Here is a 21,755-nt window from a genome sequence, read left to right on the forward strand (position 1 = left end):
GGGGTGTCCGATGGGTCTCTGCGGCGTTGCGGCGACCCATCGGACACTCCTTAGAGCTCGTAACACGATCTTGCTGAATCGTCCTGGTTGGCCGTGACCGGTGTGAGGATTCGGCCGTTCGTGATGGTGTGACTACTCGGCCGTGGATCGTGGATGACGACTTGTGGGCGCTGATCGAGCCGCTGCTGCCGCCCTGGCCGGAGCGGTCGCCGGGGCCGAGGCCGGTGTCGGACCGACTCTGCCTCCAGGGCATCCTGTTCGTCCTCTACAACGACATAGCCTGGCAACTCCTGCCGTTGGAGCTGGGGTTCGGCTCGGGTCAGACGTGCTGGCGGCGTCTGGACCGGTGGCAGAAGGCCGGCGTCTTCGACCGGCTGCACCGGATCCTGCTCGCGGAGCTAAACGCGGCCGGCGAACTCGACTGGTCCCGGGCGTGTGTGGATGGTTCACACATCCGGGCGAAAAAGGGGGGGCGTCCGGATACTGGGCGTATCCGGACGTTCCGACAACGCGGCGAGGTGCCGGAGCTGTCGTCGCGCGCCCGCCAGGGATTACGGGACAGCCCTTACGAGCTCGTGCATGGTTGGCGGTGGCGCGTCGAAGGCCGCGGAGCGGCCGTAGTGTTCACCTTCGTGTACCGCTCGCCGTCGTGACGGCCTGCTGGTGGGAGAGCAGTCCGGCGACGGCTTGGATGATGTCGCTCATGTGCTCGCGGCGGCCGTGGTGGCGGGCGAGGGATCGCCAGTTCTTCATATGGCCGATCCCGTGCTCGACCCGGATGCGGCGTGAAGAATGGGCCTTGCGCTGCCGCTCGTGCATCTCCTCGTACCACTCGGGCGGGTTCTTCTTGAACTTGCGGTGCGGCGGTGTCACCACTCGGCCGCCGGTCTGGGCGCCCAGTCCCTGGTAGCCGGCGTCGGCGAGGACCTCCACGGCGGGGCCGTCTGCCAGAAGCTTGACCAGGCCCAACTGGCGGGCGTGAGTGATGTCCGCGCAGCTGGCCGGCTCAGCCGGGCTGCAGAACAGCAGCCGTCCGTCGGCATCCGTGACGACCATGGACTTCACGGCGTTCTGCTTGTTCTTCCCGGAGATGAACTTCTCCCGGTCCTTGCGCCCGGCGGCCGGACGACGCACCCTCACCTCGGTCCCGTCGATGATCCCGGTGCGTCCGTCGGCACCGAGGTAGGCGATGACGTCGGCGAGGGTGCGCAGCCGATGACCTGTCGCGACGGTGCAGCCGCGTTCGGCCAGCAACGGTCGCACTTCACCGACTGCACGTGTGATCGTGGAGCGGTCGACGCCGAACCAGCAGGCCAGTACGTCGTGGGTGGCGCCGTGCCGGAGATGCACGAGCGTGGCCAGCAGCCGGTCAACGAAGACCAACTTGTGCTTGGCTCCGGCACCCACGGCCCTACGTCGAGGGCGCGCGATGAGAACCGCTTGGTGACGCTCGTGCCACAACGGGCCGATCTCTGCGACGAGTTCAGCGATGACGTCGGGCGTCAGCCCTGTGATTCGCTGGCTTCGAATGACCGCTGCACGTGCCCAGTTGCCCACCACGCAGACCATGATCAACGATCAAGTTCCGACGAGCCACCGCCAACCATGCACGAGCTCGTTAGCCTGCCCATCAAGGGGCTCCGAACGACTCCGTCGGCCAACCTTCCCGTCACCCTCCATAACGTCCCGTCCGCAGGGCGGAGGTACTGCTCCGGTGGATGAGCGGGCGGTGTTCACGGCTGTGGTGTACGTGCTGACGAGTGGGTGCGCGTGGCGGTATCTGCCGGAGTCGTTCGGTGTATCACCGGCCACCGCGCACCGTCGGTTTACCGCGTGGACCGGGGCCGGGCTGTGGCGCAGGCTGCACCGGGCGGTGCTGGACGAGCTTGGTGCCAGGGGTGAGCTGGACTGGACGTCCGCGATCGTCGATGCCGCGTCGGTGCGGGCGAAAAGGGGGGCTCGCTGACTGGGCCGAACCCGGTCGATCGTGGCAAGAAGGGCAGCAAACTGCATGTGTTGTCCGAGGCTCAGGGTCTGTCCTTGGCGGTCGCGGTGTCCGGTGCGAACCTGCATGACAGCCAGGCGTTCAAGCCGCTGATCCTCGGCATCCCCGCCATACGTTCCCGGCGCGGCCCACGCCGGAGACGGCCGGTGAAGATCCGTGCGGACAAGGCGTATTACTCCGCCGAACACCTCCGCTGGCTTCGGGGCCGGAACCTCATCCCACGGATCGCCCGGCCCGGTATCGAGTCCGGCGAGCGGCTCGGCCGGCACCGCTGGAAGATCGAGCGGTCGATCTCCTGGCTCTTCGGCTACCGCCGCCTCACCGTCCGGTACGAACGAAAGGGCAGCCACTTCCTCGCCTTCCTCGGCCTCGCCGCAGCCCTGACCTGCTACAAGAGACTTGCGAAGCTCACCACGTGAGACATCCTCTAACAGAGATCTACAATAGCAAGCGCAATACGCCCATTGCTATTGCTGAGGCCAGGGCTGAGCTCGGACGGATGACTTTTAAGGAGTATGCAGAAGATTGGCGTAGTCGGCGGCGTGACATCGTCGACTACGCTACAGCCCCGGCTCACGCAACGTACCTGAAAGTGCATGTATACCCGGAGCTGTCTTCCAGGAAAATGGCTACGTTCACTCCGATGGTCCTGGAGCGCTTCATAGCAACCATGGAGCGTAACGAGGTGAAGCTTGGGATGCAGAGGAATGTTTATGGCGTTCTTCACGCAATCCTGACGGACGCCTTCCGTAAGGGGGCGATCGCGGCGGATCCTACACTCGGTGTCATACCACCGAAGTACATACCCGGTCGGGCTGTAATACCCACAATCGAGTACATAAGAGAGGCTGCCGAGGCGGCCGATCATCAGTTGGCCATGCACGTGAGGATGATGTATGGGTGTGGATTGAGAAATGGTGAGGCTCGCGCAGTAAATATCAACAACATTGTTGCCGACGATGTGTATCGGGTGACGGAGCAAATACATAAAAACACATACTTGCCCGCTCCGCTGAAGCATCGAAGGGTTGGGGAATTTCGTGAGGTTCCGCTCCCGAGGTCGGTTAAGGAAGCCATCGAGCGATTCGTTGAACAATATGGTGTTTCGAGTGATGGATATCTGCTTCGCGGGCCAACGGGATATTTCACGTTCTCTATGGAGGCGCGCCGCGTGCGGAGCCTGTTCAAAGAAACCCCTGCCCCACAGGGTATGACCTTGTACGGCTTCCGCCACTTCTTCGCCTCGAACTGTCTGAGCCATGGCATCCCCATCACGGATGTCGCAGAATGGATGGGCCACCGCAACATCCAGATCACCTACCGCACCTATCGGCACCTGATGCCGGGTTCGATCGCCGCAGCCGCCAAGCTCTTGGATCACGACTTGGCTGCGTAGCAGGCGGGATCGCTGACCAGCCTCAGTGGCCGGACGGTGACTCGACTGATGCTGACGGTTTGCTGACTCCCAGCCTGCCCACTGCCGTCATGACCTGCAAGAACGCCGATCCGGTGCCTGTGCGGCTTCCATTGGTACCGGGATACGGGCAGTGTTGCGGGTGGGGTTGGTTGACCAGCATCTATGCAGGGGCCTTGACCCGGAATCTTGGACACGGGCTATGCGGCTTGGGTCAGGGTAGTTGATGTCGTGTCGAGTGCTGTCTCGTAGGCGATGGGACTGCGTTGTCCGAGACGGGAATGACGGCGTCGCGTGTTGTAGCGGTTGAGCCAGCGGAACGCGTCGAGTCGGGCCTCGCGTTCGCTGGGCCAGTGTTTTCGGCCCTGAAGCGTCTCGCGTTTGAACGTCGCGTTGAAGGACTCCGCGAGCGCGTTGTCCGCGCTGGAGCCGATCGTGCTCATGGACTGGCGGACGCCGGCCTCGCGGCAGGCGTCGGCGAAGGCCCGGCTGGTGTACTGGGCTCCGTGATCGGTGTGCAGAACCGCCCCGGCGAGGCTGCCGCGGGTCCGTTCGGCGGCGGACAGGGCGTCGGTGACGAGGTCGGTGCGCATATGGTCCGCGATCGCCCAGCCGGCCAGGCGGCGCGAGGCGAGGTCGATGACAGTGGCCAGGTACAGGAACTTCCCGCCGTCCAGCGGGAGATAGGTGATGTCGCCGACGTACTTCGTGTTCGACTCGCTTGCCGTGAAGTCGCGGCCGATGAGGTCCGGGGCCTTCGCCTCGGCCGGGTCCGCAACAGTGGTGCGATGTCTGCGGCACAGGCGCACTCCCGCCAGACCGGCACCCCGCATCACCCGCGCGATCCGCTTGTGGTTGACGCGCTCGCCCGCCTCGCGGAGCTCGGCCGTGATCCTGGGGACGCCGTAGGTCCCGTCAGACTTGCGGTGCGCGACCCGTATCCGGGCGGCGAGGCGGGCGTCGGCCGCCTGCCGGGCGGCCCGGTCGGTGGCCGTCGCACGCCAGTAGTAGAAGCTGGATCGGGCGACGCCGAGGATGGTGCACAGCCGCTTCACGCCGTAGCGGCGCTGGTGGTCGGCGACGAACTGGAAGCGGTTCACCAGCGCGTCTCCCCGGCGAAATACTTGGCCGCCTTCCGCAGGATCTCGCGCTCTTCCTCCAGCTCGCGGACCTTCTTCCGCAGAGCGGCGTTCTCCGCCTCCAGCGGAGTCGGCGGCTCGGCCGGCACCTCCGCCCGGCGTCCCCGGGGCCGGCTCGCGCCGGCCGCTCGGACCCAGTTCCGCAGGGTCTCGGGGTTGATCCCCAGATCGGCGGCGACCTGCCGGATCGTCGCCTCGGGCCGCGACTGGTACAGCGCGACCGCGTCCGCCTTGAACTGCGGCGGATAGTTCTTCATGACCACGAGATGTCCATTCTCAGATCCTCAGGATCCAGTCTCTCGTGTGTCCAGGATCAAGGGTCAAGGCCCGCGGATCGTGGTGACCTTGAGCTTCCGGCTCATAAGGTGCCGGCCGTACTCGGTGTACGTGGCTGTCGTGCACGGGACGGCGACGCGCCCCTCCGCGGCACACCACTCCCGGAACCGGCGCATCGCCGATCCCCGCGGCCCGGACTCGTCGACGCCCGCCTCGTCCAGTGCTCGGGCGGTCTCCTCGGAGACGTACAGGTCCCGGTCCGTGTATCGCGGACCTTTCTCCTCGGTTGGGATCTCCTCGCCCGGCCGGAGCACGGTGTTGTGGTCGATGAGTGGGCCCTCGGTCGGGGCGACGGAGGGCACCAGGCCCTCGTCGTCGACGAGGGCGGCGTCCACAACCTCATTCGCCGGAACGAGAGTTGTCACGTGGTCCTCCTTTCCTGGTAGCCGAGGAGCGCTTCGTGGCCGCAAGGCTCGAAGGCGAGGCGCGCTGCGAGAGGTGCGCCTGGCTGTTGCTGCGGGAGAAGTGGCGGACCGCGCCGACAGGGCGTTGGCACACGGGACAGGGGGAATCCCGTGCTCGCTGTCCAGTACGCGTCGGTACTCAGTTTCGTACTGATGCCAGGTCAGGTGCGGCAATTCCAGCGCGGGGCAGCGCTCCTGCGGGGATCGGTCGTTCAATGGCCCTCCACCAGGTCGGATGACGGCAGGGCTCAAGATTACCGACGACAATCGTAGTTATCGTTGGCTACCCACTGGAACCCCTCAGGACGCGGTGGGGGCTTCCAGCCGTTCGGCGAGGCTCGGGGCCGCGTCGTATGCGGGGCCGGCGTCGAGGGCTCAGCACCGCCAGGTGTATCGGTCGGTGGTGCGTGGGTCCTTGTGGTCAGCGCTGTGCTGGATTCTTGTCGCGACGGGCGTCGGTCGGTCGGCCATGTCATAGCTCTTGAGGTGCGCTGCGACAGCAGCACGCGACCGCTACTGTCCCGCCGAGAGGTGATTGGCACTGCGGTCGACAGATCGTCTGGGATTGGTTTCGTGACGGCGCTGCCACAACGCTTCTCCCGACCGGATAGGTCCGGGGCGGCGCGCGTCTGACGTGTGGCGTCGGAAGGGCATTCGCCCACGGCAGACGAGAAAGAGCCCCAAGGGACTGGAACCTTCTCCGGGACCATGCCAACGTACAACGTCCCGGAAAACACCAGGTCAGCGAAGGGATGTGCGCTTCCGGGGCGACCGGCAGACAGCCCGGTCGCCACGGCATCCCTTACCCCGTCCGGCTCTGTCTCGCTGCCGAGGCCCGTCCCAAGGAGGTACACCTGTCGAATCCCGCTCTCCGATCCGTCCGCTTTACTGCCCCCGTCCGCTTGGCGCTTGGCGCTGTGAATGCGTGGACCGCGCAGGAGACAGAGGACTACGGTGCCCTGTCCGCAGCGCTGCGCCTCTGTGTCTGGGCGGCCGGGCTGTTCGGCGAGGACCTGGTGCAACGCGGCTACCGTCTCGATCGAGCGGTCCTCGCGCACGTCGCGGTGCACCCCGGAGCCGCACCCCGACACGTCGCCCGAGCCGTTGGCGCCTCCGAGCGCGTCATGGCCCGCAACCTCGACCGACTCACCGACGACGGGCTGCTGGTGCTCGTCACGGACGGAGCAACCCCCCCGCTCTCCGGTCGTACCGGCTGGCCTCCTGACCGCGGCTGATACAGCGGGTGATGGGCAAGGTCTCGTCGCGCAGCGCGATACATAGCAGACGATCCCCGGTTACCGAAACCGGGGATTGTCCAGAGCATTGATGGTGTTCGCACTCGGCTGTGCTTGGCGGTGGAGCCGTAGCGGACGCAGTAGGCGGTGCCGCACGCATTCGCGAGGAGGTAATAGGGCGGCTGCTGCCACCTGCTGCTACATCAATGTCCGCGCCTTCATGCCTATGGCTATGGCTGGCTGCTCGCTACGCAAGGTCTCCTCGCTGACCGCTCGCCTGTGTGCCGTGAGGAAATCCCACGCTATGTCGACCCGTGATGCCTGGTCGCGCCTTGTCGTCCACCCCACAGTGGGCGGCTGTGCAGAAATATGAGTCTGTGCTGCGCATCGATATGCGTCCGGATTTCCAGCATGAAGTCTTTCAATTCGAAGGTGATACTGCATGGCTCGTCCTCCGGCGCTGAAACTCGCCGAGGTTCTGGCGGAAATCCGTATGAGTTCGTCGGCGTTTTACCGAATGCGCGCTCGCGGGCAAGCGCCCCGCATGGTCAAGTTGCCCAATGGTGAACTCCGGTGCCGACGCGCTGACCTGGACGCCTGGTGGGACGCATGTGAGAGGGATTCCGACACTTGGCGATGAGTTACCACGTCCGCTTCTGGGACATACGCGAGCGCCCTGGCCGGCGTAACCGTTTCCAGGTGCGGTGGACAGTCAATGGGCGTGAAAAATCGGAATCGTTCAGCACTGCTGGGCTCGCTGAGAGCAGGCGCGCGAAGCTGATGACGATGGCGCGCGATGGTGAGCCGTTCGATGAGCACACCGGCCTGCCGGCGTCCGAGCTGCGAGCAATCAAGCAGCGGACGACGTGGTACGACCTCGCCCACGAATACCTCGATCAGCGGTGGGATCGCACGCCGGGGAACACCCGCCGTACCCTGGCCGACGCTTTCGCCACCATCACGCCTGCCCTGGTGCACCCCGGCGCAACTTATCCGGAGCCGCGGGTGCTGCGGCGCGCCTTGTACTCGTGGGCGTTCAACAAGAACGCGTGGGACCAGGAGCCGACCGAGGAATGGCGGAAGGCGCTCGACTGGATAAGGCGGAACTCCCTGCCCGTCAGCGCTCTCGCGGAAGCTGTTGTGCTGCGAAGGGCGCTGGACGCCCTGTGCCGCAAGTTGGATGGGAAGGCAGCTGCGGCCAAGACGGCGCGGCGTAAGAGGGCCGCGTTCAACGAGGTTCTCAACACCGCAGTCGAAAAGGGGTACTTCGCGGAGAACCCACTCAACGGGCTCAGGTGGAATGCTCCGGCGGTCAACGAGGAGGTGGACCCGGCTGCCGTTCCCAATCCTGCTCAGGTTGTCCGACTGCTCGCGGCGGTTGCCCAGCAGCGCGGGCGAGGCCCTCACCTTGAGGCGTTCTTCGGCTGCATCTACTACGCGGCCATGCGGCCGGCGGAGGTCATCCACCTCCGGCTCGAACAGTGCCACCTGCCCGAGACCGGATGGGGGATGCTCAACCTGTCGGGCGGCGTCGTCACCGCAGGCAAGGAGTGGACGAACGACGGTGCAGTGCACGAGGTGCACTCGCTCAAGCGCCGTGCGGCTACCGCGACCCGGCCTGTGCCCATCCCGCCGCAGTTCGTGCGCATCCTCCGTGCACACATCGAACGGTTCGGCGTGGCGCCGGACGGCCGACTGTTCCGGAACGAGGCCGGCAACTACGTGGACGCTTCCGCGTATGGCACAACGTGGGCGCGGGCACGGAAGTATGTCCTGACCCGGACGGAGCTTGCCTCCGGCCTGGCCAAGCGGCCCTACGACCTCCGGCACGCCGGGATCTCGTTCTGGCTGTACTCCGGTGTGGACCCGGCCGAATGCGCTCGCCGCGCGGGCCAGAGCATTGAAGTCCTCTTCCGCCACTACGCCAAGTTCCTGGACGGCGTCCGGGAGCAGGCCAACCGTCTGATCGAGCAGTCCATGCAGGAGTGGGACCGCGTCAGCCGAGGAGGGGCAGCTGCGGGGTGAGCCGGGACTTGGACCGGAAATAGACCGGAAGAGCTGGTCAGGAGCGGGACAGTGGCGGGAGGAACTGGGAGTTACGACGTAAACCGGGCCTTGCTCTGAGCGGGCCAGGCGGAAGGCGCCTGACGGGTAAAAGCCCAGGTCAGGCGCCTTTTTTCGTGGGCCTAGAAGAAGCCGAGCTTCTTCGCCGAATACGACACCAGCAGATTCTTCGTCTGCTGGTAGTGGTCCAGCATCATCTTGTGGTTCTCGCGGCCGATGCCGGACTGCTTGTAGCCGCCGAAGGCGGCGTGGGCGGGGTAGGCGTGGTAGCAGTTGGTCCAGACCCTGCCTGCCTGGATGGCGCGGCCCGCGCGGTAGGCGGTGGAGCCGTCGCGGGTCCAGACTCCGGCGCCGAGGCCGTAGAGGGTGTCGTTGGCCAGGGTGACGGCGTCGTCGAAGTCGGCGAAGGGGGCGACGGCCACCACCGGGCCGAAGATCTCCTCCTGGAAGACGCGCATGGCGTTGTTGCCCTCGAAGATGGTCGGGCGGACGTAGTAGCCGCCCTCCAGTTCGCCGCCGAGTTCGGCGCGGGCGCCGCCGGTGAGGACGCGGGCGCCCTCCTGACGGCCGATGTCCAGGTAGGAGAGGATCTTCTCCAGTTGGTCGTTGGACGCCTGCGCGCCGACCATGGTGTCGGTGTCGAGCGGGTGGCCCTGGACGATCTTCTCGGTGCGGGCCACACCCGCCGCGAGGAAGTCCTGGTAGTGGCCGCGCTGGATCAGGGCGCGGGAGGGGCAGGTGCAGACCTCGCCCTGGTTGAGGGCGAACATCGTGAAGCCCTCCAGCGCCTTGTCGAGGAAGTCGTCCGCGTGCGACGAGACGTCGTCGAAGAAGATGTTGGGGCTCTTGCCGCCCAGTTCGAGGGTGACCGGACGCAGGTTCTCCGAGGCGTACTGCATGATCAGGCGGCCGGTCGTGGTCTCGCCGGTGAACGCCACCTTCGCCACCCGGGGGCTGGACGCCAGCGGTTTGCCCGCCTCTGCGCCGAAGCCGTTGACGATGTTGACTACGCCCGGCGGCAGCAGGTCCGCGATCAGGCTCATCAGGAAGTGCACCGAGGCGGGCGTCTGCTCGGCGGGCTTGAGGACCACGGCGTTGCCCGCCGCGAGCGCGGGCGCCAGCTTCCAGGTCGCCATCAGGATCGGGAAGTTCCACGGGATGATCTGCGCGACGACCCCCAGCGGTTCGTGGAAGTGGTACGCGACGGTGTCCGCGTCGATCTCGGAGAGAGTGCCCTCCTGGGCGCGTACCGCACCGGCGAAGTAGCGGAAGTGGTCGATGGCCAGCGGGATGTCGGCGGCCAGCGTCTCCCGGACCGGCTTGCCGTTCTCCCAGCTCTCGGCGACGGCCAGCTCCTGGAGGTGGGCCTCCATCCGGTCCGCGATCCGGTTGAGGATCACGGCACGTTCGGCGGGCGCGGTACGGGCCCAGCCGGGGGCCGCCGCGTGCGCCGCGTCCAAGGCGCGTTCGACGTCCTCGGCGGTGCCGCGCGCCACCTCGGTGAAGGGCTGGCCGTTCACCGGCGTCGGGTTCTCGAAGTACCGGCCCAGCGCGGGCGCGACGTACTCGCCGCCGATCCAGTGGTCGTACCGGCTCCGATAGGACATCACGGCATCGACGGAACCAGGGTGGGCAAAGCGGGCCATGGCACGGCCTCTCAATCGCTCGGCGCGGTGCCCTCCGCTTCCCTGCGGAGGACGGTGCGCGCACGGTAGGGCGGGGGAGGTTGCCGCAACGTTGCGGGCGGGGGGGGACGACTGCGGCCACGGGCCGCTTGCCACGGTGGTCCCGCGCCGTGTCCGGCGGGGCGGCCCGCACTCGGCGGGCGCCGCCGCCCGGCCGCGCCCCGTCCGCCGGGCACCCGCCCGATGCGCGCCTCCCGCCCTATCGCCCCGCCACCCCGTACACCTCCCGCAGCCGCCGCACCGCGCCCCGGGCCCGTACGTGCCCCGGGGCGTGCGGGGGCAGAGCGTTGGCCAGTGCCTCCCAGACCTCCAGGTCGTCCTCGCCCCAGGGCGTACAGGTCCACTGCCGCAGCGGCTCCGGATCGCCGCAGGTCAGCAGGGAGCGCCGTAGACGCGCCTCCAGGGCGTCCCGCAGCCGGCGTACGCCCGGGGCGTCGGAGAGCGGGAGCAGCGGGCCCGGGTAACCGTCGAGCGCCGCCGACGGGCCGCCGGTCGTCAGGGCGGTGTCGACCGTGGCGGCGTCGGTGTCGACGGGGCTCCGCAGCCGGTACGGGCGGGAGGCGAGCAGCGGACCGACGAGGTGCCGCAACCGGGAGAGTTCGGCCCGTAGCGTCACCGGGCGCACCTCCCGTTCGCCGTACAGCAGCAACGCCAGCTGATCACCCGTCAGGCCGTCGGGGTGGTGGGCGAGCAGCACCATGATCTCGCTGTGCCGCCGCCCCAGCCGCAGCCGTCGGCCGTCCACCACCAGCAGCGCTTCGTCGCGGCCCAGCGCGGTGAGGAATGTGCAGGGTTCCGGCGTGTACGCGGCGAGATGCGCCTCGGCGGCGCGGGCGGTGGCCTGGACGAGGGCGAGGCTGTGGGGGTGGGCGAGATGGTCGCCGCCGGTGATGTCGACCGCGCCCAGCAGCCGCCCGGTGCGCCGGTCGTGCAGCGGCGCCGCGGCGCACGTCCAGCGCTGTACCCGCCGGTTGTAGTGCTCCGCCGCGAAGATCTGTACGGCGTGGTCGGCGGCGAGCGCGGTGCCGGGGGCGTTGGTCCCGGCGTGCTGCTCGTCCCAGCGCGCCCCGACCACGAAGTTCATGCTCTCCGCGCGCCGTCGCACGCCCGGGTGGCCCTCGACCCACAGCATCCGGCCCTGCGCGTCGCAGACCGCCAGCAGATGCGCCCCGTCCTGCGCGATGGCGCCCAGGAGTTCCCGGAAGACGGGCAGCGCGCGGGCCAGCGGATGGCCGTCGCGGTGGGCGCGCAGCGCCTCGCCGTCCAGCTCCACCGGGACAGTGCCGTCGGGTGCCGCGCGGGCGTCGGCCGAGCGCCGCCAGGAGTCGGCGACCACCGGGCGCACCGGCGGCGCCACCGGCCCGCCCGCGAGGAACGTCTCGTGCGCCCGCCGCAGGGAGGCGATCCGTGCCGCGGGATCCGCGCCCGCCTCCAACGCCAGCCAAGGATTGACCACGTACCACCTCTCCGGTGCGGCGCTGCCCCGTACGCCGATCGTCCGGGAATGCGGCGGCGCCGTAAACCCCCGTGCGGGGGAGAACGGTGCCCGGCGCGGGCCCCGGGGGTACGGGCCGCGGTGACCGCCCCCGGCGCACTCCCGCCCCCCGAACATGACGTTCCTGGCAGGCTGCCGAAAATTCAAATTCACGGCCGCCCGCGACCTGCCGCCCTACGGCCGTGTACGCCACACCGCCGACGGCTAACGGTCTGCGCACTGCTGGTCCGCGGGCTGGGGGACCCCCTGCGCCTGATCGCGGAACACGAACCGGACCGCCCGGCGCCGCCGGCCGGCTGACCGGGGGCGCGCACCCACGCGAAGGGCGGGAGGCCGCAGCCTCCCGCCCTCGTACGCTCCCCGGCGAGGTGGTTACTTGATCGCCTTGATCAGTTCGCCGTCGGGGGTGTCACCGCTCAGCTCCCAGAAGAACGTGCCGCCCATGCCCTGCTCGTTCTTGAAGGCCATCTTCCCGGCGATGGTCTCCGGGGTGTCGTAACTCCACCACTGGTCACCGCACTTGGCGTACGCGGTACCGGCGACCTTGCCGGTGGCCGGGCACCGCTCCTTGAGGACCTTGTAGTCGTCGATCCCCGCCTCGTACTTGCCCGGGGCGGCGCCGGTCGCGGTGCCGCCCGGCTTGTCGTCGGTCACGCCCTGCCAGCCGCGGCCGTAGAACCCGATGCCCAGCAGCAGCTTGTCCGCCGGAACACCGAGCTTCTTCAGCTTGGCGGTGGTGTCGGTCGTGTTGAACCCGGCCTTCGGGATGCCGTCGTACCCGGTCAGCGGGGAGTGCGGGGCGGTCGGCCCCTTGTCGTCCCACGCGCCGAAGTAGTCGTACGTCATCGGGTTGTACCAGTCGACGTACTGGGCGGCAGCGGCGTAGTCGGTCTTGTCGAGCTTGCCGCCGTCGGAGGCGTCCGCGCTGATGGCCGCGGTCACCAGCTCGTCCTTCCCGAACTCCTCGCGCAGCGCCTTCATCACGTTGGCGAAGGCGTCCTTCCCGCTGGTGTCGCAGGTCAGGCCGCAGTCGTTGGGGTACTCCCAGTCGATGTCGATGCCGTCGAAGACATCGGCCCACCGGGGGTCCTCGACCATGTCGTGGCAGGACTTGGCGAACGCCGCCGGGTTCTTGGCCGCCTCACCGAAGCCGCCGGACCAGGTCCAGCCGCCGAACGACCAGACCACCTTGAGGTCGGGGTGCAGCTTCTTCAGCTTGCGCAGCTGGTTGAAGTTGCCGCGCAGCGCGCCGTCGTCCCAGGTGTCGGCCTTGCCGTCGACGCTCTGGTCGGCGGTGTACGCCTTGTCGTAGTCGGCGTAGGAGTCACCGATGGCGCACTTGCCGCCGGTGACGTTGCCGAAGGCGTAGTTGATGTGCGTCAGCTTGTCGGCGGAGCCGGACGCCTCGATGTTCTTGACATGGTAATTCCGGTCGTAGACACCCCAGTTAGTGAAGTATCCGACGACCTTGTCGCCCGCCGCGGTGGCGGGCTTCGCCGCCGCCTTCGCCGTGGCGGCCGCCGGGTGCGCGGCGGGGGCGCCGGACGGAACGGCGAGCGCCTGGCCCGCGAGCAGGGAGCCGGAGAGCGCCACCGTACACAGGGTGGTGGTGACGGCGAGGGCTCGGCGTGATCGTCCACGGTGCGGTCTGAGCATGTCTTCTCCTCGGAGGGGGGACGAGGGATGGGACCCGACCTGCGTTCCGAACGGTCCCAAACGCGTGGGGCGTTGGGGGAGAAGCTAGATGGACTAGACCAGTGCGTCAATGGTTCGGACCAATTTCGCCGCGAGTTCATCTGCATCCGCAAAGATCATCCCCTATTCGTCAACCCGTGACGCCAGGCCGCCGATCGGGCATACTCCTAGCGCCACAGTCGCAGGTCATCGTGTTCCGAGACCCGGAAGGCAATCATCGGCTGGGCACCCGGAAGACGGCACCGCCGCCCACCCCACGCGCGCGGAGCCGCCAGCGCCCGAGACGGAGGAGAGCGCCGCCATGACCGAGTACGGCCCCCGCCCGGTGGACCGCAGTCTGCCCACCGAGGAAGCCCGCGATCTGTTGACGCTCGTCAGGGATCTCGCCGAGCGGGAGATCGCCCCGAGCGCCGCCGAGGAAGAGGAAGCCGGACGCTTCCCGCGCGCGACCTTCACCCTGCTCTCCGAATCCGGCCTGCTCTCCCTGCCGTACGCCGAGGAGTTCGGCGGCGGCGAGCAGCCCTACGAGGTCTACCTCCAGGTCCTGGAGGAGCTGGCGGCCGCCCGCCTCACCGTCGGCCTCGGCGTCAGCGTCCACACCCTTGCCTGTCATGCCCTCGCCGGATTCGGCACCAAGGAGCAGCGCGCCGCCCATCTCCCGGCCATGCTCGGCGGCGGACTCCTCGGCGCCTACTGCCTCTCCGAGCCCTCGTCGGGCTCCGACGCCGCCTCCCTGACCACCCGCGCCGTCCGCGACGGCGACGGCTGGATCCTCAACGGCACCAAGGCGTGGATCACCCACGGCGGCGTCGCCGACTTCTACACCGTTCTCGCCCGCACAGGCGACAACGGCGCCCGCGGCATCACCGCCTTCCTCGTCCCCGGCGACGCCGAGGGCCTCTCCGCCGCCGCACCCGAACGCAAGATGGGCATGAAGGGCTCGCCCACCGCCCAGCTGCACTTCGACGGCGTACGGATCGGCGACGACCGCCGCCTCGGCGACGAGGGCCAGGGCTTCACCATCGCGCTCTCCGCCCTGGATTCCGGCCGCCTCGGCATCGCCGCCTGCGCCATCGGTGTCGCCCAGGCGGCCCTGGACACCGCGCTCGGATACACCGCGGAGCGGCGGCAGTTCGGCCGTCCCATCGCCGACTTCCAGGGCCTGCGCTTCCTGCTCGCCGACATGGCCACCCAGATCGAGGCGGGCCGCGCGCTCTACCTCGCCGCGGCCCGGCTGCGCGATGCGGGCCTGCCGTTCTCCAAGGAGGCGGCGATGGCCAAGCTCTTCTGCACCGACAGCGCGATGCGGGTGACCACCGACGCCGTCCAACTCCTGGGCGGCTACGGCTACACCCAGGACTTCCCCGCCGAGCGCTACATGCGCGAGGCGAAGGTCCTGCAGATCGTCGAGGGCACCAACCAGATCCAGCGGATGGTCATCGCCCGCCACCTCGCCGGACCCGAATCCCACTGAGCCGCCCAGGGACGGCGAACTCGCCCTGCCCCACGCCGGTTCGACCATCAGGAAAGGCCCGCCCGAAAGGGCGGGCCTTTTCCGTACAGGGAAGAGGGGGCTTTCCGTACGGTGATTCAGGCATGAAAGAAACCGGACCGGTGGGACCGGCCCGGGGGCGGTGGGGGAGAGGCGGAGGGAGTCAGGCTCCCTCGCCCCGGGCGCCGTTGGGGGCGGGCGCCGATCGCCTTCGACGCGGCGTCAGGCGCGGCGCATCCGCGGCAACCGGGGAGCGCGGGACCCGTCGCCGCCGATGTGGGAGAACGGCTGACGACGCCAGTCCAGGCTCTCCGGCAGCGTCAACAGGACGGCGGCGTCCTGCTCATGGGCGTCCAGCGCGCCCGGCGTCTCCACGGCGTCGCTCACCGGCCGTCCCGAACCCTGGCAGACCGTCAGGCCGAACGGGTTCCACGGTGAGGGGCACAGCGCGTGCTCGGGAAGGCTGTCCTCCTCGGCGAGCAGCGCGATGGGCTGACCGCAGTCCGGGCACGAGACCCGGAAGATGTCGTACGTACCGAACTCGTCCGGATCGCCGTCCTCCACGAATCCGGAACTGTCGCCGTCCGTGGTGCCGACTCGGGTCGGAGCGGTGTCCTGCTTGACGCGTCGCATGATGTTCATCCCCCTCGGGTGGGCCGCTCGGCCGCCGCTCCTGTGACGGGCGGTCCGGGCCACCACCAGCAATTCCCCTCATGCCGCGCGCATAATCTCCGCCGCCCTCCGGACGGCGGAGCGCGCCTGTGGCGTTCGTCACATGAACGGTGTGCGGGGGGTCCACGACCCGGCGCGCGGTGCGCGCGGGCGTGTCGGCACAGTAAGTTGAACGCGTGGAGGAGTTGGACCGACGAATCGTGGATCTGCTCGTCAAGGACGGGCGGATGAGCTACACCGACCTGGGCAAGGCCACCGGCCTGTCCACCTCGGCGGTGCACCAACGGGTGCGCCGCCTGGAGCAGCGCGGGGTGATCCGCGGCTATGCCGCGATCGTGGACCCGGAGGCGGTGGGGCTCCCACTGACCGCCTTCATCTCGGTCAAACCCTTCGACCCCAGCGCCCCCGACGACATCGCGGAGCGCCTCGCGGACGTTCCCGAGCTGGAGGCGTGCCACAGCGTCGCCGGGGACGAGAACTACATCCTCAAGGTCCGCGTCGCCACCCCGCTGGAGCTGGAACACCTGCTCAGCCGCATCCGCAGCCTGGCCGGTGTCTCGACCCGCACCACCGTCGTCCTGTCCACGCCGTACGAGGCGCGGCCGCCTCGGATCTGAGGGACCCTGCGCCCCGCGCGCCTGGCACGCCCCGGGCGGACCGTTCCATGCGTCCCCGGCCGCATCCGTCCGCCCGGGGCGAATTCCCCGCCACACCGGTCCTTCGCCCACCCCGCGCACCGGCACCGGCCGCGGAGGGGCGAAACTGTCCGGTATGAGTGAGCGCATCCCCGATCCGGCCCGTCCCCGTACCGTCCTGCTGCGTGGCGGGGAGGTGCACAGTCCCGCCGACCCGTTCGCCACCGCCATGGTGGTGGAAGGGGACAGCGTCGCGTGGGTGGGGGAGGAGGGCGCCGCCGATTCCTTCGCCGACGGGGTCGACGAGGTCGTCCATCTCGACGGTGCGCTCGTCACCCCGGCGTTCACGGACGCACATGTGCACACCACGGCGACCGGCCTCGCCCTCACCGGACTCGACCTCGCCCCGGCCACCCACCTCGCCGACGCGCTCGCCCGCGTGCGCGCGCATGCCACGGCCCGCCCGCACGACCGGGTCCTCCTCGGGCACGGCTGGGACGCCACCGCCTGGCCCGAGGGGCGCCCGCCGTCGCGCGGTGAACTCGATGAGGCCACTGGCGGCCGTCCCCTCTATCTGACCCGCGTCGACGTGCACTCCGCCGTCGTCACCACCGCCCTGCTCGACCTGGTCCCGGGCCTGCGCGACCTGGCCGGGTTCCACGCCGACGCCCCGCTGACCGGCGACGCCCACCACGCCGTGCGCAAGGCCGCGTACGCGACGCTCACCCCCGTGCAGCGCGCCGACGCGCAGCGGGCCGCGCTCGCCCGTGCCGCATCGCTCGGTATCGGCAGCGTCCACGAATGTGCCGGTCCCGAGATCTCCGGCGAGGACGACTTCACCGCTCTGCTGGCCCTTGCCGCCGAAGGGCACGGCCCGCGGGTCGTCGGCTACTGGGCCGAACTGGTCGCATCCGCAAAGGAGGCCGACCGCATCCGTGAACTGGGCGCCGCCGGCGCCGCGGGCGACCTCTTCGCCGACGGCTCCCTCGGCTCGCACACCGCGCACCTCCACGCGCCGTACGCCGACGCCGCCCACACCGGCACCGCCCACCTCGACGCCGAGGCCGTCGCCGCCCACGTCGCGCACTGCACCGAAGCCGGACTCCAGGCGGGCTTCCACGCCATCGGCGACGCCGCCCTGACCACTGTCACCGATGGCGTCCGGGCCGCCGCCGACCGTGTCGGACTCGCCCGCGTCCGCGCCGCCCGCCACCGTGTCGAACACGCCGAGATGCTCACCGAGCGCACCCTCGCCGCCTTCGCCGGCCTGGCCCTGACCGCTTCCGTCCAGCCCGCCTTCGACGCGGCATGGGGCGGCGGCGAGGGCATGTACGCCGCCCGCCTCGGCGCCGACCGCGCCCGCACCCTCAACCCGTACGCGGCGCTGCTCAAGGCAGGGGTGCCGCTCGCCCTCGGCTCCGACAGCCCCGTCACCCCCCTCGACCCCTGGGGCACGATCCGCGCCGCGGTCTTCCACCGCACCCGGGCGCACGGCATCTCCGCCCGCGCCGCCTTCACCGCCCACACCCGCGGCGGCTGGCGCGCCATCGGCCGCGACGACGCCGGTGTGCTGGTCCCCGGCGCCCCCGCCGACTACGCCGTCTGGCGCGCCGGTGACCTGGTCGTCCAGGCGCCCGACGAGCGCGTCGAACGCTGGTCGACCGACCCCCGCTCCGGCACCCCGGGCCTGCCCGACCTCAGCCCCGGCCGCCCGCTGCCGGTCTGCCTCGCCACCGTCGTCGCCGGACGTACCGTCTTCGCACGGCCGAACGAGTGACTTCCCGCGGCCGCAGCCGTGCGCGGCGGCCGCACCATACGCCCCTGCCCCGCCTGGGATCGGCGGCCACCGGCCCGGCGGAGCGGTGAAAAGGCCCCGGATGTGGCAGCTGTTGACAGCATGCGGTCGGCGGCCGGTAGGTTCGGCCGAGTCCACCACAGGACGTCCGGCCGGGAGATTCCGTACCGTCGTCGGCCGCGGCTGGGCCACGGGCGGTGTGCCGGGACCGGACGCCGTCACTGTGAGCCAGGTCCAGCACCAGCGGCACGGGACGCGGAAAGGCTCCGGCCGGAGGGGTCCCTCCTGGCTCCCTGGAGAGCCGGGAGGACGGTGCGACCCGGGTGGGGCCCGGACGCTCAGTAGACAACGGCTCTCGGTCGACCCGCAGCCAGCGGGCCCCAGGTCGGCCCGAAGGGCACCGGGCCCCTATCCGCACCGCCCCACCCGGTGCCTCCGGCCCCCGCATCCGCCGCCCCGGCCTTCCGATGTACGGTCAGCTCACCACCGCACGACCTGCAGGAAGGCGTGACCGTGCCCCCGGGCCCCTCCGACACCACCGAAGCCGCGGACCACCGCGACGCGGCCGACGGTTTTGTGCCGCCGTTCGCGCCGGACGTGGCACCGCAACGCCCCGGCCGGTGGCGCCGCCTCGGCGCCCTCGCCCGCCGCATGGCCCCGCGCACCGCGCTCGCCGCCTGCGCCGGAATCGCCCTCGGCCTCGCCTTCCCGCCGTACGACCTGTGGCCGCTCTCCCTCGTCGCGGTCGCCGCGCTGGCGCTGCTGGTCCGCGGCCGGAGCGCCGCGCAGGGCGCCTGGCTCGGCCTCGTCCTCGGCCTGCCGTTCTTCCTGGTGCTGCTGAAGTGGCTGCATGTCGTCGGCTGGGACGCGGTCGTGGGGCTCTCGCTCGCCGAGGCGCTGTTCATGGCGCTGCTCGGCGCCGGACTCGCCCGCGTCTCCCGGCTGCCGCTGTGGCCGCTGTGGGGCGCCTGCCTGTGGGTCGCCCAGGAGTGCGCCCGCGACCGGCTTCCGTTCGGCGGCTTCCCCTGGGGGCGGCTGGCGTTCGCGAACACCGGCTCGCCCTTCACCCCGCTCGCCGCGCTGGGCGGCGCGCCCCTGGTGACCTTCGCCGTCGCGCTGACCGGCGGCCTGCTGGCGGCCTGCGCCGCCGGACTGTGGGGGCTGCGCTCCGGTGGAACGCTGCGCCGCGCGCTGCCCGCCGTGGAGGCGTTCGGCCTCGCCGCGGCGATCACCGCGGCCGGGACGCTGATCCCCGTACCGACGAAGGCCGACGACACCGTCGACATCGCGGTCGTCCAGGGCAACGTCCAGCGGCCCGGCATGGACTTCCTCGGCCGCCCGATGCAGATCCTCGACAACCACGCCCGGGCCACCGAACAGCTCGCCGCCGACGTCAGGGCCGGGAAGGCGAGGAAGCCCGACGTGGTCATCTGGCCGGAGAACTCCTCCGACCTCGACCCCTTCCGCTTCCCGCAGGCCCGTGACCGCATCGACGAGGCCGTCCGGGCCATCGGCGTGCCCGTGCTGGTCGGCGCCCTCGTCGACCACCCGAGCAAGCAGGGGTACGTCTTCAACGAGGGCATCGTCTGGGATCCGGCCAAGGGCCCCGGCGCCTCGTACACCAAGCAGCATCCGGTGCCGTTCGGTGAGTACGTGCCGTTCCGGGAACAGCTCAGCAAGATCATCACGCGGTTCCAGCGGGTGCCGCGGGACTTCTACCCCGGCGATCACACCGGCGTCCTGAAGGTCGGGCCCGCCCGGCTCGGCGACGTCATCTGCTTCGAGGTCGCCTACGACGAGATCGTCCACGACACCGTGCGCGCCGGGGCGCGGGCCCTGGTGATCCAGACCAACAACGCGACCTACGGCCGCAGTGGGCAGCCCGAGCAGCAGCTGGCGATGTCGAAGCTGCGCGCCGTCGAGCACGGCCGGGCCGTCGTCACCGCCGCGACCAGCGGGATCAGCGCGGTGGTCGCGCCGGACGGCACGATCGTCCGGAAGATTCCCGAATTCACCCAGGGTGTCGTCTCCGCACGCATCCCGTTGCGTGACGAAACGACGCTCGCCGACCGCGTGGGTGCGGCACCTGAGTGGACGCTCGCTATCGTGGGCCTTCTGACCTGCGTCGCGTCCCCTCTGATCGGCCGGCGCGGGCGACCGAAGGACGAGAAGGGGCAGCAGTGACAGACGGCGGTCAGCGGCAGTACGGTCCGCTCGGCACCACCTTGGTGATCATCCCGACGTACAACGAGGCGGAGAACGTCAAGCCGATCGTCGAGCGGGTACGGTCCGCCGTCCCCGAGGCGCATGTGCTCGTCGCGGACGACAACAGCCCGGACGGCACCGGCAAGCTCGCCGACGAACTCGCGGCCGCGGACGACCACGTCCACGTGCTGCACCGCAAGGGCAAGGAAGGGCTCGGCGCCGCCTATCTCGCCGGGTTCCGCTGGGGCGTCGAGCACGACTACGGCGTCCTCGTCGAGATGGACGCCGACGGCTCCCACCAGCCGGAGGAGCTGCCGCGGCTGCTCACCGCGCTCAAGGGCGCGGACCTGGTGCTCGGCTCGCGCTGGGTGCCCGGCGGCCGGGTGGTGAACTGGCCGAAGTCCCGCGAATTCCTCTCCCGCGGCGGCTCCACCTACTCCCGCCTGCTGCTCGATGTGCCGATCCGCGATGTGACCGGCGGATTCCGCGCCTTCCGTGTCGAGGCGCTCGACCGGCTGGGTCTCGACGAGGTGGCCTCCCAGGGCTACTGCTTCCAGGTCGACCTCGCCCGCCGCGCCGTGAAGGCCGAACTGCACGTCGTCGAGGTGCCGATCACCTTCGTCGAGCGGGAACGCGGCGACTCCAAGATGAGCCGCGACATCGTCGTCGAGGCGCTGTGGCGGGTCACGGCCTGGGGCGTCGGCTCCCGCCTGGACAAGATCCGCGGGAAGTGACGTCCGGCCGCTCCGAGGTGATCGTCCCGGCGACCCTCCGGGGCGGTCCACGTGGGTGGCCAGGCACACTTGAGGCATGACGTTCGGAGCCACGCCCACGCCACCGTCCCGCCCGCCCCGGCGCTCCGCCGCCCGCCGCGTCCTGCCGCTCGCGGTGATCGCCTGGTTGGCCCTGGAGGTGTGGCTGCTACGGCTGGTGGCCGAGGCGGCGGGCGGCTGGACGGTCTTCCTGCTGCTGATCGCCGGGGTCGTCGCGGGCAGTTACGTGATCAGGCGGGCGGGCCGCCGGGCCTGGCGCCGGCTGGCCGATTCGGTGCAGTCCGGTACGGCACCCGAGCCCGCCAAGGACGGCGGCAACACCCTGCCGATGCTCGGCGGTCTGCTGCTGATCCTCCCCGGCATGGTCTCCGACCTGCTGGGACTGCTCTGCCTCTTCCCGCCGACCGGGAAGCTGATCCGCCACCGCGCCGAGAAGCTGCTGACCCGCGGCGCACGCCCGGCACCCGGCTCCCTCGGCGACGCCTTCCAACAGGCACGGATGCACCGGCCCGACGGCAAGGTCGTCCAGGGCGAGGTCATCCGCGACGACGAGCCGCGCCCGCCCCGCCAGGACCCGCCGCTGACCCGCTGAGGGGCGGGAGGCCGCGGGCGGAAGCCGGAGCCGGGCCGCCCGGACGGCACCGCTGAAGGGCCGGGCCCGTGGGGGAGAGGAGCCCCGCGCCCGCCCGGACGGCGCCGCGCCGCCCCGGA

The 21,755-nt window shown here is 70.0% G+C and carries 17 protein-coding genes and 2 pseudogenes; 12 read left to right on the forward strand and 7 right to left on the reverse strand.

Translation table 11 applies throughout. From position 1 onward, the window contains the following. Positions 1–146: 146 nt before the first annotated feature. Positions 147–512: pseudogene (locus tag OG422_RS29675) on the forward strand (transposase); the annotation flags it as partial. A gap of 112 nt (positions 513–624) precedes the next feature. On the opposite strand, the gene OG422_RS29680 reads toward OG422_RS29675, so the two are convergent. After that, positions 625–1,407 (reverse strand): transposase family protein, encoded by a 783-nt coding sequence (locus OG422_RS29680; protein WP_405747319.1) that lies wholly within the window; start codon positions 1,405–1,407, stop codon positions 625–627. A gap of 229 nt (positions 1,408–1,636) precedes the next feature. Here OG422_RS29680 and OG422_RS29685 point away from each other — a divergent pair. Continuing rightward, positions 1,637–2,424 (forward strand): annotated as a pseudogene (locus tag OG422_RS29685) (IS5 family transposase); the annotation flags it as partial. A gap of 224 nt (positions 2,425–2,648) precedes the next feature. Next, positions 2,649–3,401 carry a tyrosine-type recombinase/integrase gene (locus OG422_RS29690; RefSeq protein WP_405747321.1) on the forward strand — a complete coding sequence of 251 codons (753 nt, stop codon included), beginning with the start codon at positions 2,649–2,651 and terminating at the stop codon, positions 3,399–3,401. Positions 3,402–3,619: 218 nt separating this feature from the next. Here OG422_RS29690 and OG422_RS29695 read toward each other — a convergent pair. Then, positions 3,620–4,821 (reverse strand): IS3 family transposase gene (locus OG422_RS29695; RefSeq protein ID WP_405747323.1). Its coding sequence is split into 2 segments (ribosomal slippage): positions 3,620–4,536 and positions 4,536–4,821, totalling 1,203 coding nucleotides; the frame shifts between segments, so codons are not numbered across the junction. Between the two features lie 57 nt (positions 4,822–4,878). Continuing rightward, complete coding sequence (locus OG422_RS29700) at positions 4,879–5,259, reverse strand: hypothetical protein (RefSeq protein WP_405747324.1); 381 nt, start codon at positions 5,257–5,259, stop codon at positions 4,879–4,881. A 956-nt stretch (positions 5,260–6,215) separates the two neighbouring features. On the opposite strand from OG422_RS29700, the gene OG422_RS29705 reads away from it, so the two are divergent. The 3 genes from OG422_RS29705 (at position 6,216) to OG422_RS29715 (ending at position 8,558) form a co-directional block, all read left to right on the forward strand. Next, positions 6,216–6,533, forward strand: coding sequence for a MarR family transcriptional regulator (locus tag OG422_RS29705; protein WP_405747326.1), 318 nt, complete (start codon positions 6,216–6,218; stop codon positions 6,531–6,533). Positions 6,534–6,975: 442 nt separating this feature from the next. Continuing rightward, complete coding sequence (locus tag OG422_RS29710) at positions 6,976–7,173, forward strand: AlpA family transcriptional regulator (RefSeq protein WP_143941878.1); 198 nt, start codon at positions 6,976–6,978, stop codon at positions 7,171–7,173. Then, positions 7,170–8,558: a tyrosine-type recombinase/integrase gene (locus tag OG422_RS29715; protein WP_405747328.1), complete on the forward strand. Its 1,389-nt coding sequence runs from the start codon at positions 7,170–7,172 to the stop codon at positions 8,556–8,558. Before OG422_RS29710 ends, OG422_RS29715 begins: the two co-directional genes overlap by 4 nt. Before the next feature lie 161 nt (positions 8,559–8,719). Here the strand turns inward: OG422_RS29715 and OG422_RS29720 are convergent, their stop codons facing one another. The 3 genes from OG422_RS29720 to OG422_RS29730 all read right to left on the reverse strand — a co-directional run bounded on the left by OG422_RS29720 (position 8,720) and on the right by OG422_RS29730 (position 13,433). Then, entirely contained in the window at positions 8,720–10,243 is a 1,524-nt protein-coding gene (locus OG422_RS29720) for an aldehyde dehydrogenase family protein (RefSeq protein ID WP_405747330.1), read from the reverse strand. A 238-nt stretch (positions 10,244–10,481) separates the two neighbouring features. Continuing rightward, positions 10,482–11,738 carry a GAF domain-containing protein gene (locus OG422_RS29725; protein WP_405747332.1) on the reverse strand — a complete coding sequence of 419 codons (1,257 nt, stop codon included), beginning with the start codon at positions 11,736–11,738 and terminating at the stop codon, positions 10,482–10,484. 411 nt (positions 11,739–12,149) lie between these two features. Beyond that, positions 12,150–13,433 (reverse strand): glycoside hydrolase family 18 protein, encoded by a 1,284-nt coding sequence (locus tag OG422_RS29730; RefSeq protein WP_405747333.1) that lies wholly within the window; start codon positions 13,431–13,433, stop codon positions 12,150–12,152. A gap of 340 nt (positions 13,434–13,773) precedes the next feature. Between OG422_RS29730 and OG422_RS29735 the strand changes: the two genes are divergently transcribed. Further along, the gene (locus OG422_RS29735) at positions 13,774–14,946 is read left to right on the forward strand and encodes an acyl-CoA dehydrogenase family protein (RefSeq protein ID WP_143941883.1); all 1,173 of its coding nucleotides are present in this window, start codon (positions 13,774–13,776) and stop codon (positions 14,944–14,946) included. A gap of 240 nt (positions 14,947–15,186) precedes the next feature. Here OG422_RS29735 and OG422_RS29740 read toward each other — a convergent pair whose 3' ends face one another. Then, on the reverse strand, positions 15,187–15,606 hold the full coding sequence (locus OG422_RS29740; RefSeq protein WP_405747335.1) for a hypothetical protein: 420 nt from the start codon (positions 15,604–15,606) through the stop codon (positions 15,187–15,189). Between the two features lie 206 nt (positions 15,607–15,812). Between OG422_RS29740 and OG422_RS29745 the strand changes: the two genes are divergently transcribed. The 5 genes from OG422_RS29745 (at position 15,813) to fxsA (ending at position 21,636) form a co-directional block, all read left to right on the forward strand. Beyond that, positions 15,813–16,253, forward strand: coding sequence for an Lrp/AsnC family transcriptional regulator (locus OG422_RS29745; protein ID WP_030288641.1), 441 nt, complete (start codon positions 15,813–15,815; stop codon positions 16,251–16,253). Between the two features lie 154 nt (positions 16,254–16,407). After that, positions 16,408–18,048, forward strand: coding sequence for an amidohydrolase (locus tag OG422_RS29750; protein WP_405747337.1), 1,641 nt, complete (start codon positions 16,408–16,410; stop codon positions 18,046–18,048). Positions 18,049–18,573: 525 nt separating this feature from the next. Next, on the forward strand, positions 18,574–20,250 hold the full coding sequence (lnt, locus tag OG422_RS29755; RefSeq protein WP_405747339.1) for an apolipoprotein N-acyltransferase: 1,677 nt from the start codon (positions 18,574–18,576) through the stop codon (positions 20,248–20,250). Beyond that, a complete protein-coding gene (locus OG422_RS29760; protein WP_143943180.1) occupies positions 20,247–21,005 on the forward strand; it encodes a polyprenol monophosphomannose synthase in 759 nt (252 codons plus the stop codon). The genes lnt and OG422_RS29760 overlap by 4 nt, the downstream gene beginning before the upstream one ends. Positions 21,006–21,081: 76 nt before the next feature. Next, positions 21,082–21,636 (forward strand): FxsA family membrane protein, encoded by a 555-nt coding sequence (fxsA, locus tag OG422_RS29765; RefSeq protein ID WP_405747341.1) that lies wholly within the window; start codon positions 21,082–21,084, stop codon positions 21,634–21,636. The last annotated feature ends 119 nt before the right edge of the window (positions 21,637–21,755 follow it).

Origin of the sequence: Streptomyces sp. NBC_01525, from assembly GCF_045040405.1 — a bacterium.
Classification (GTDB): domain Bacteria; phylum Actinomycetota; class Actinomycetes; order Streptomycetales; family Streptomycetaceae; genus Streptomyces; species Streptomyces benahoarensis.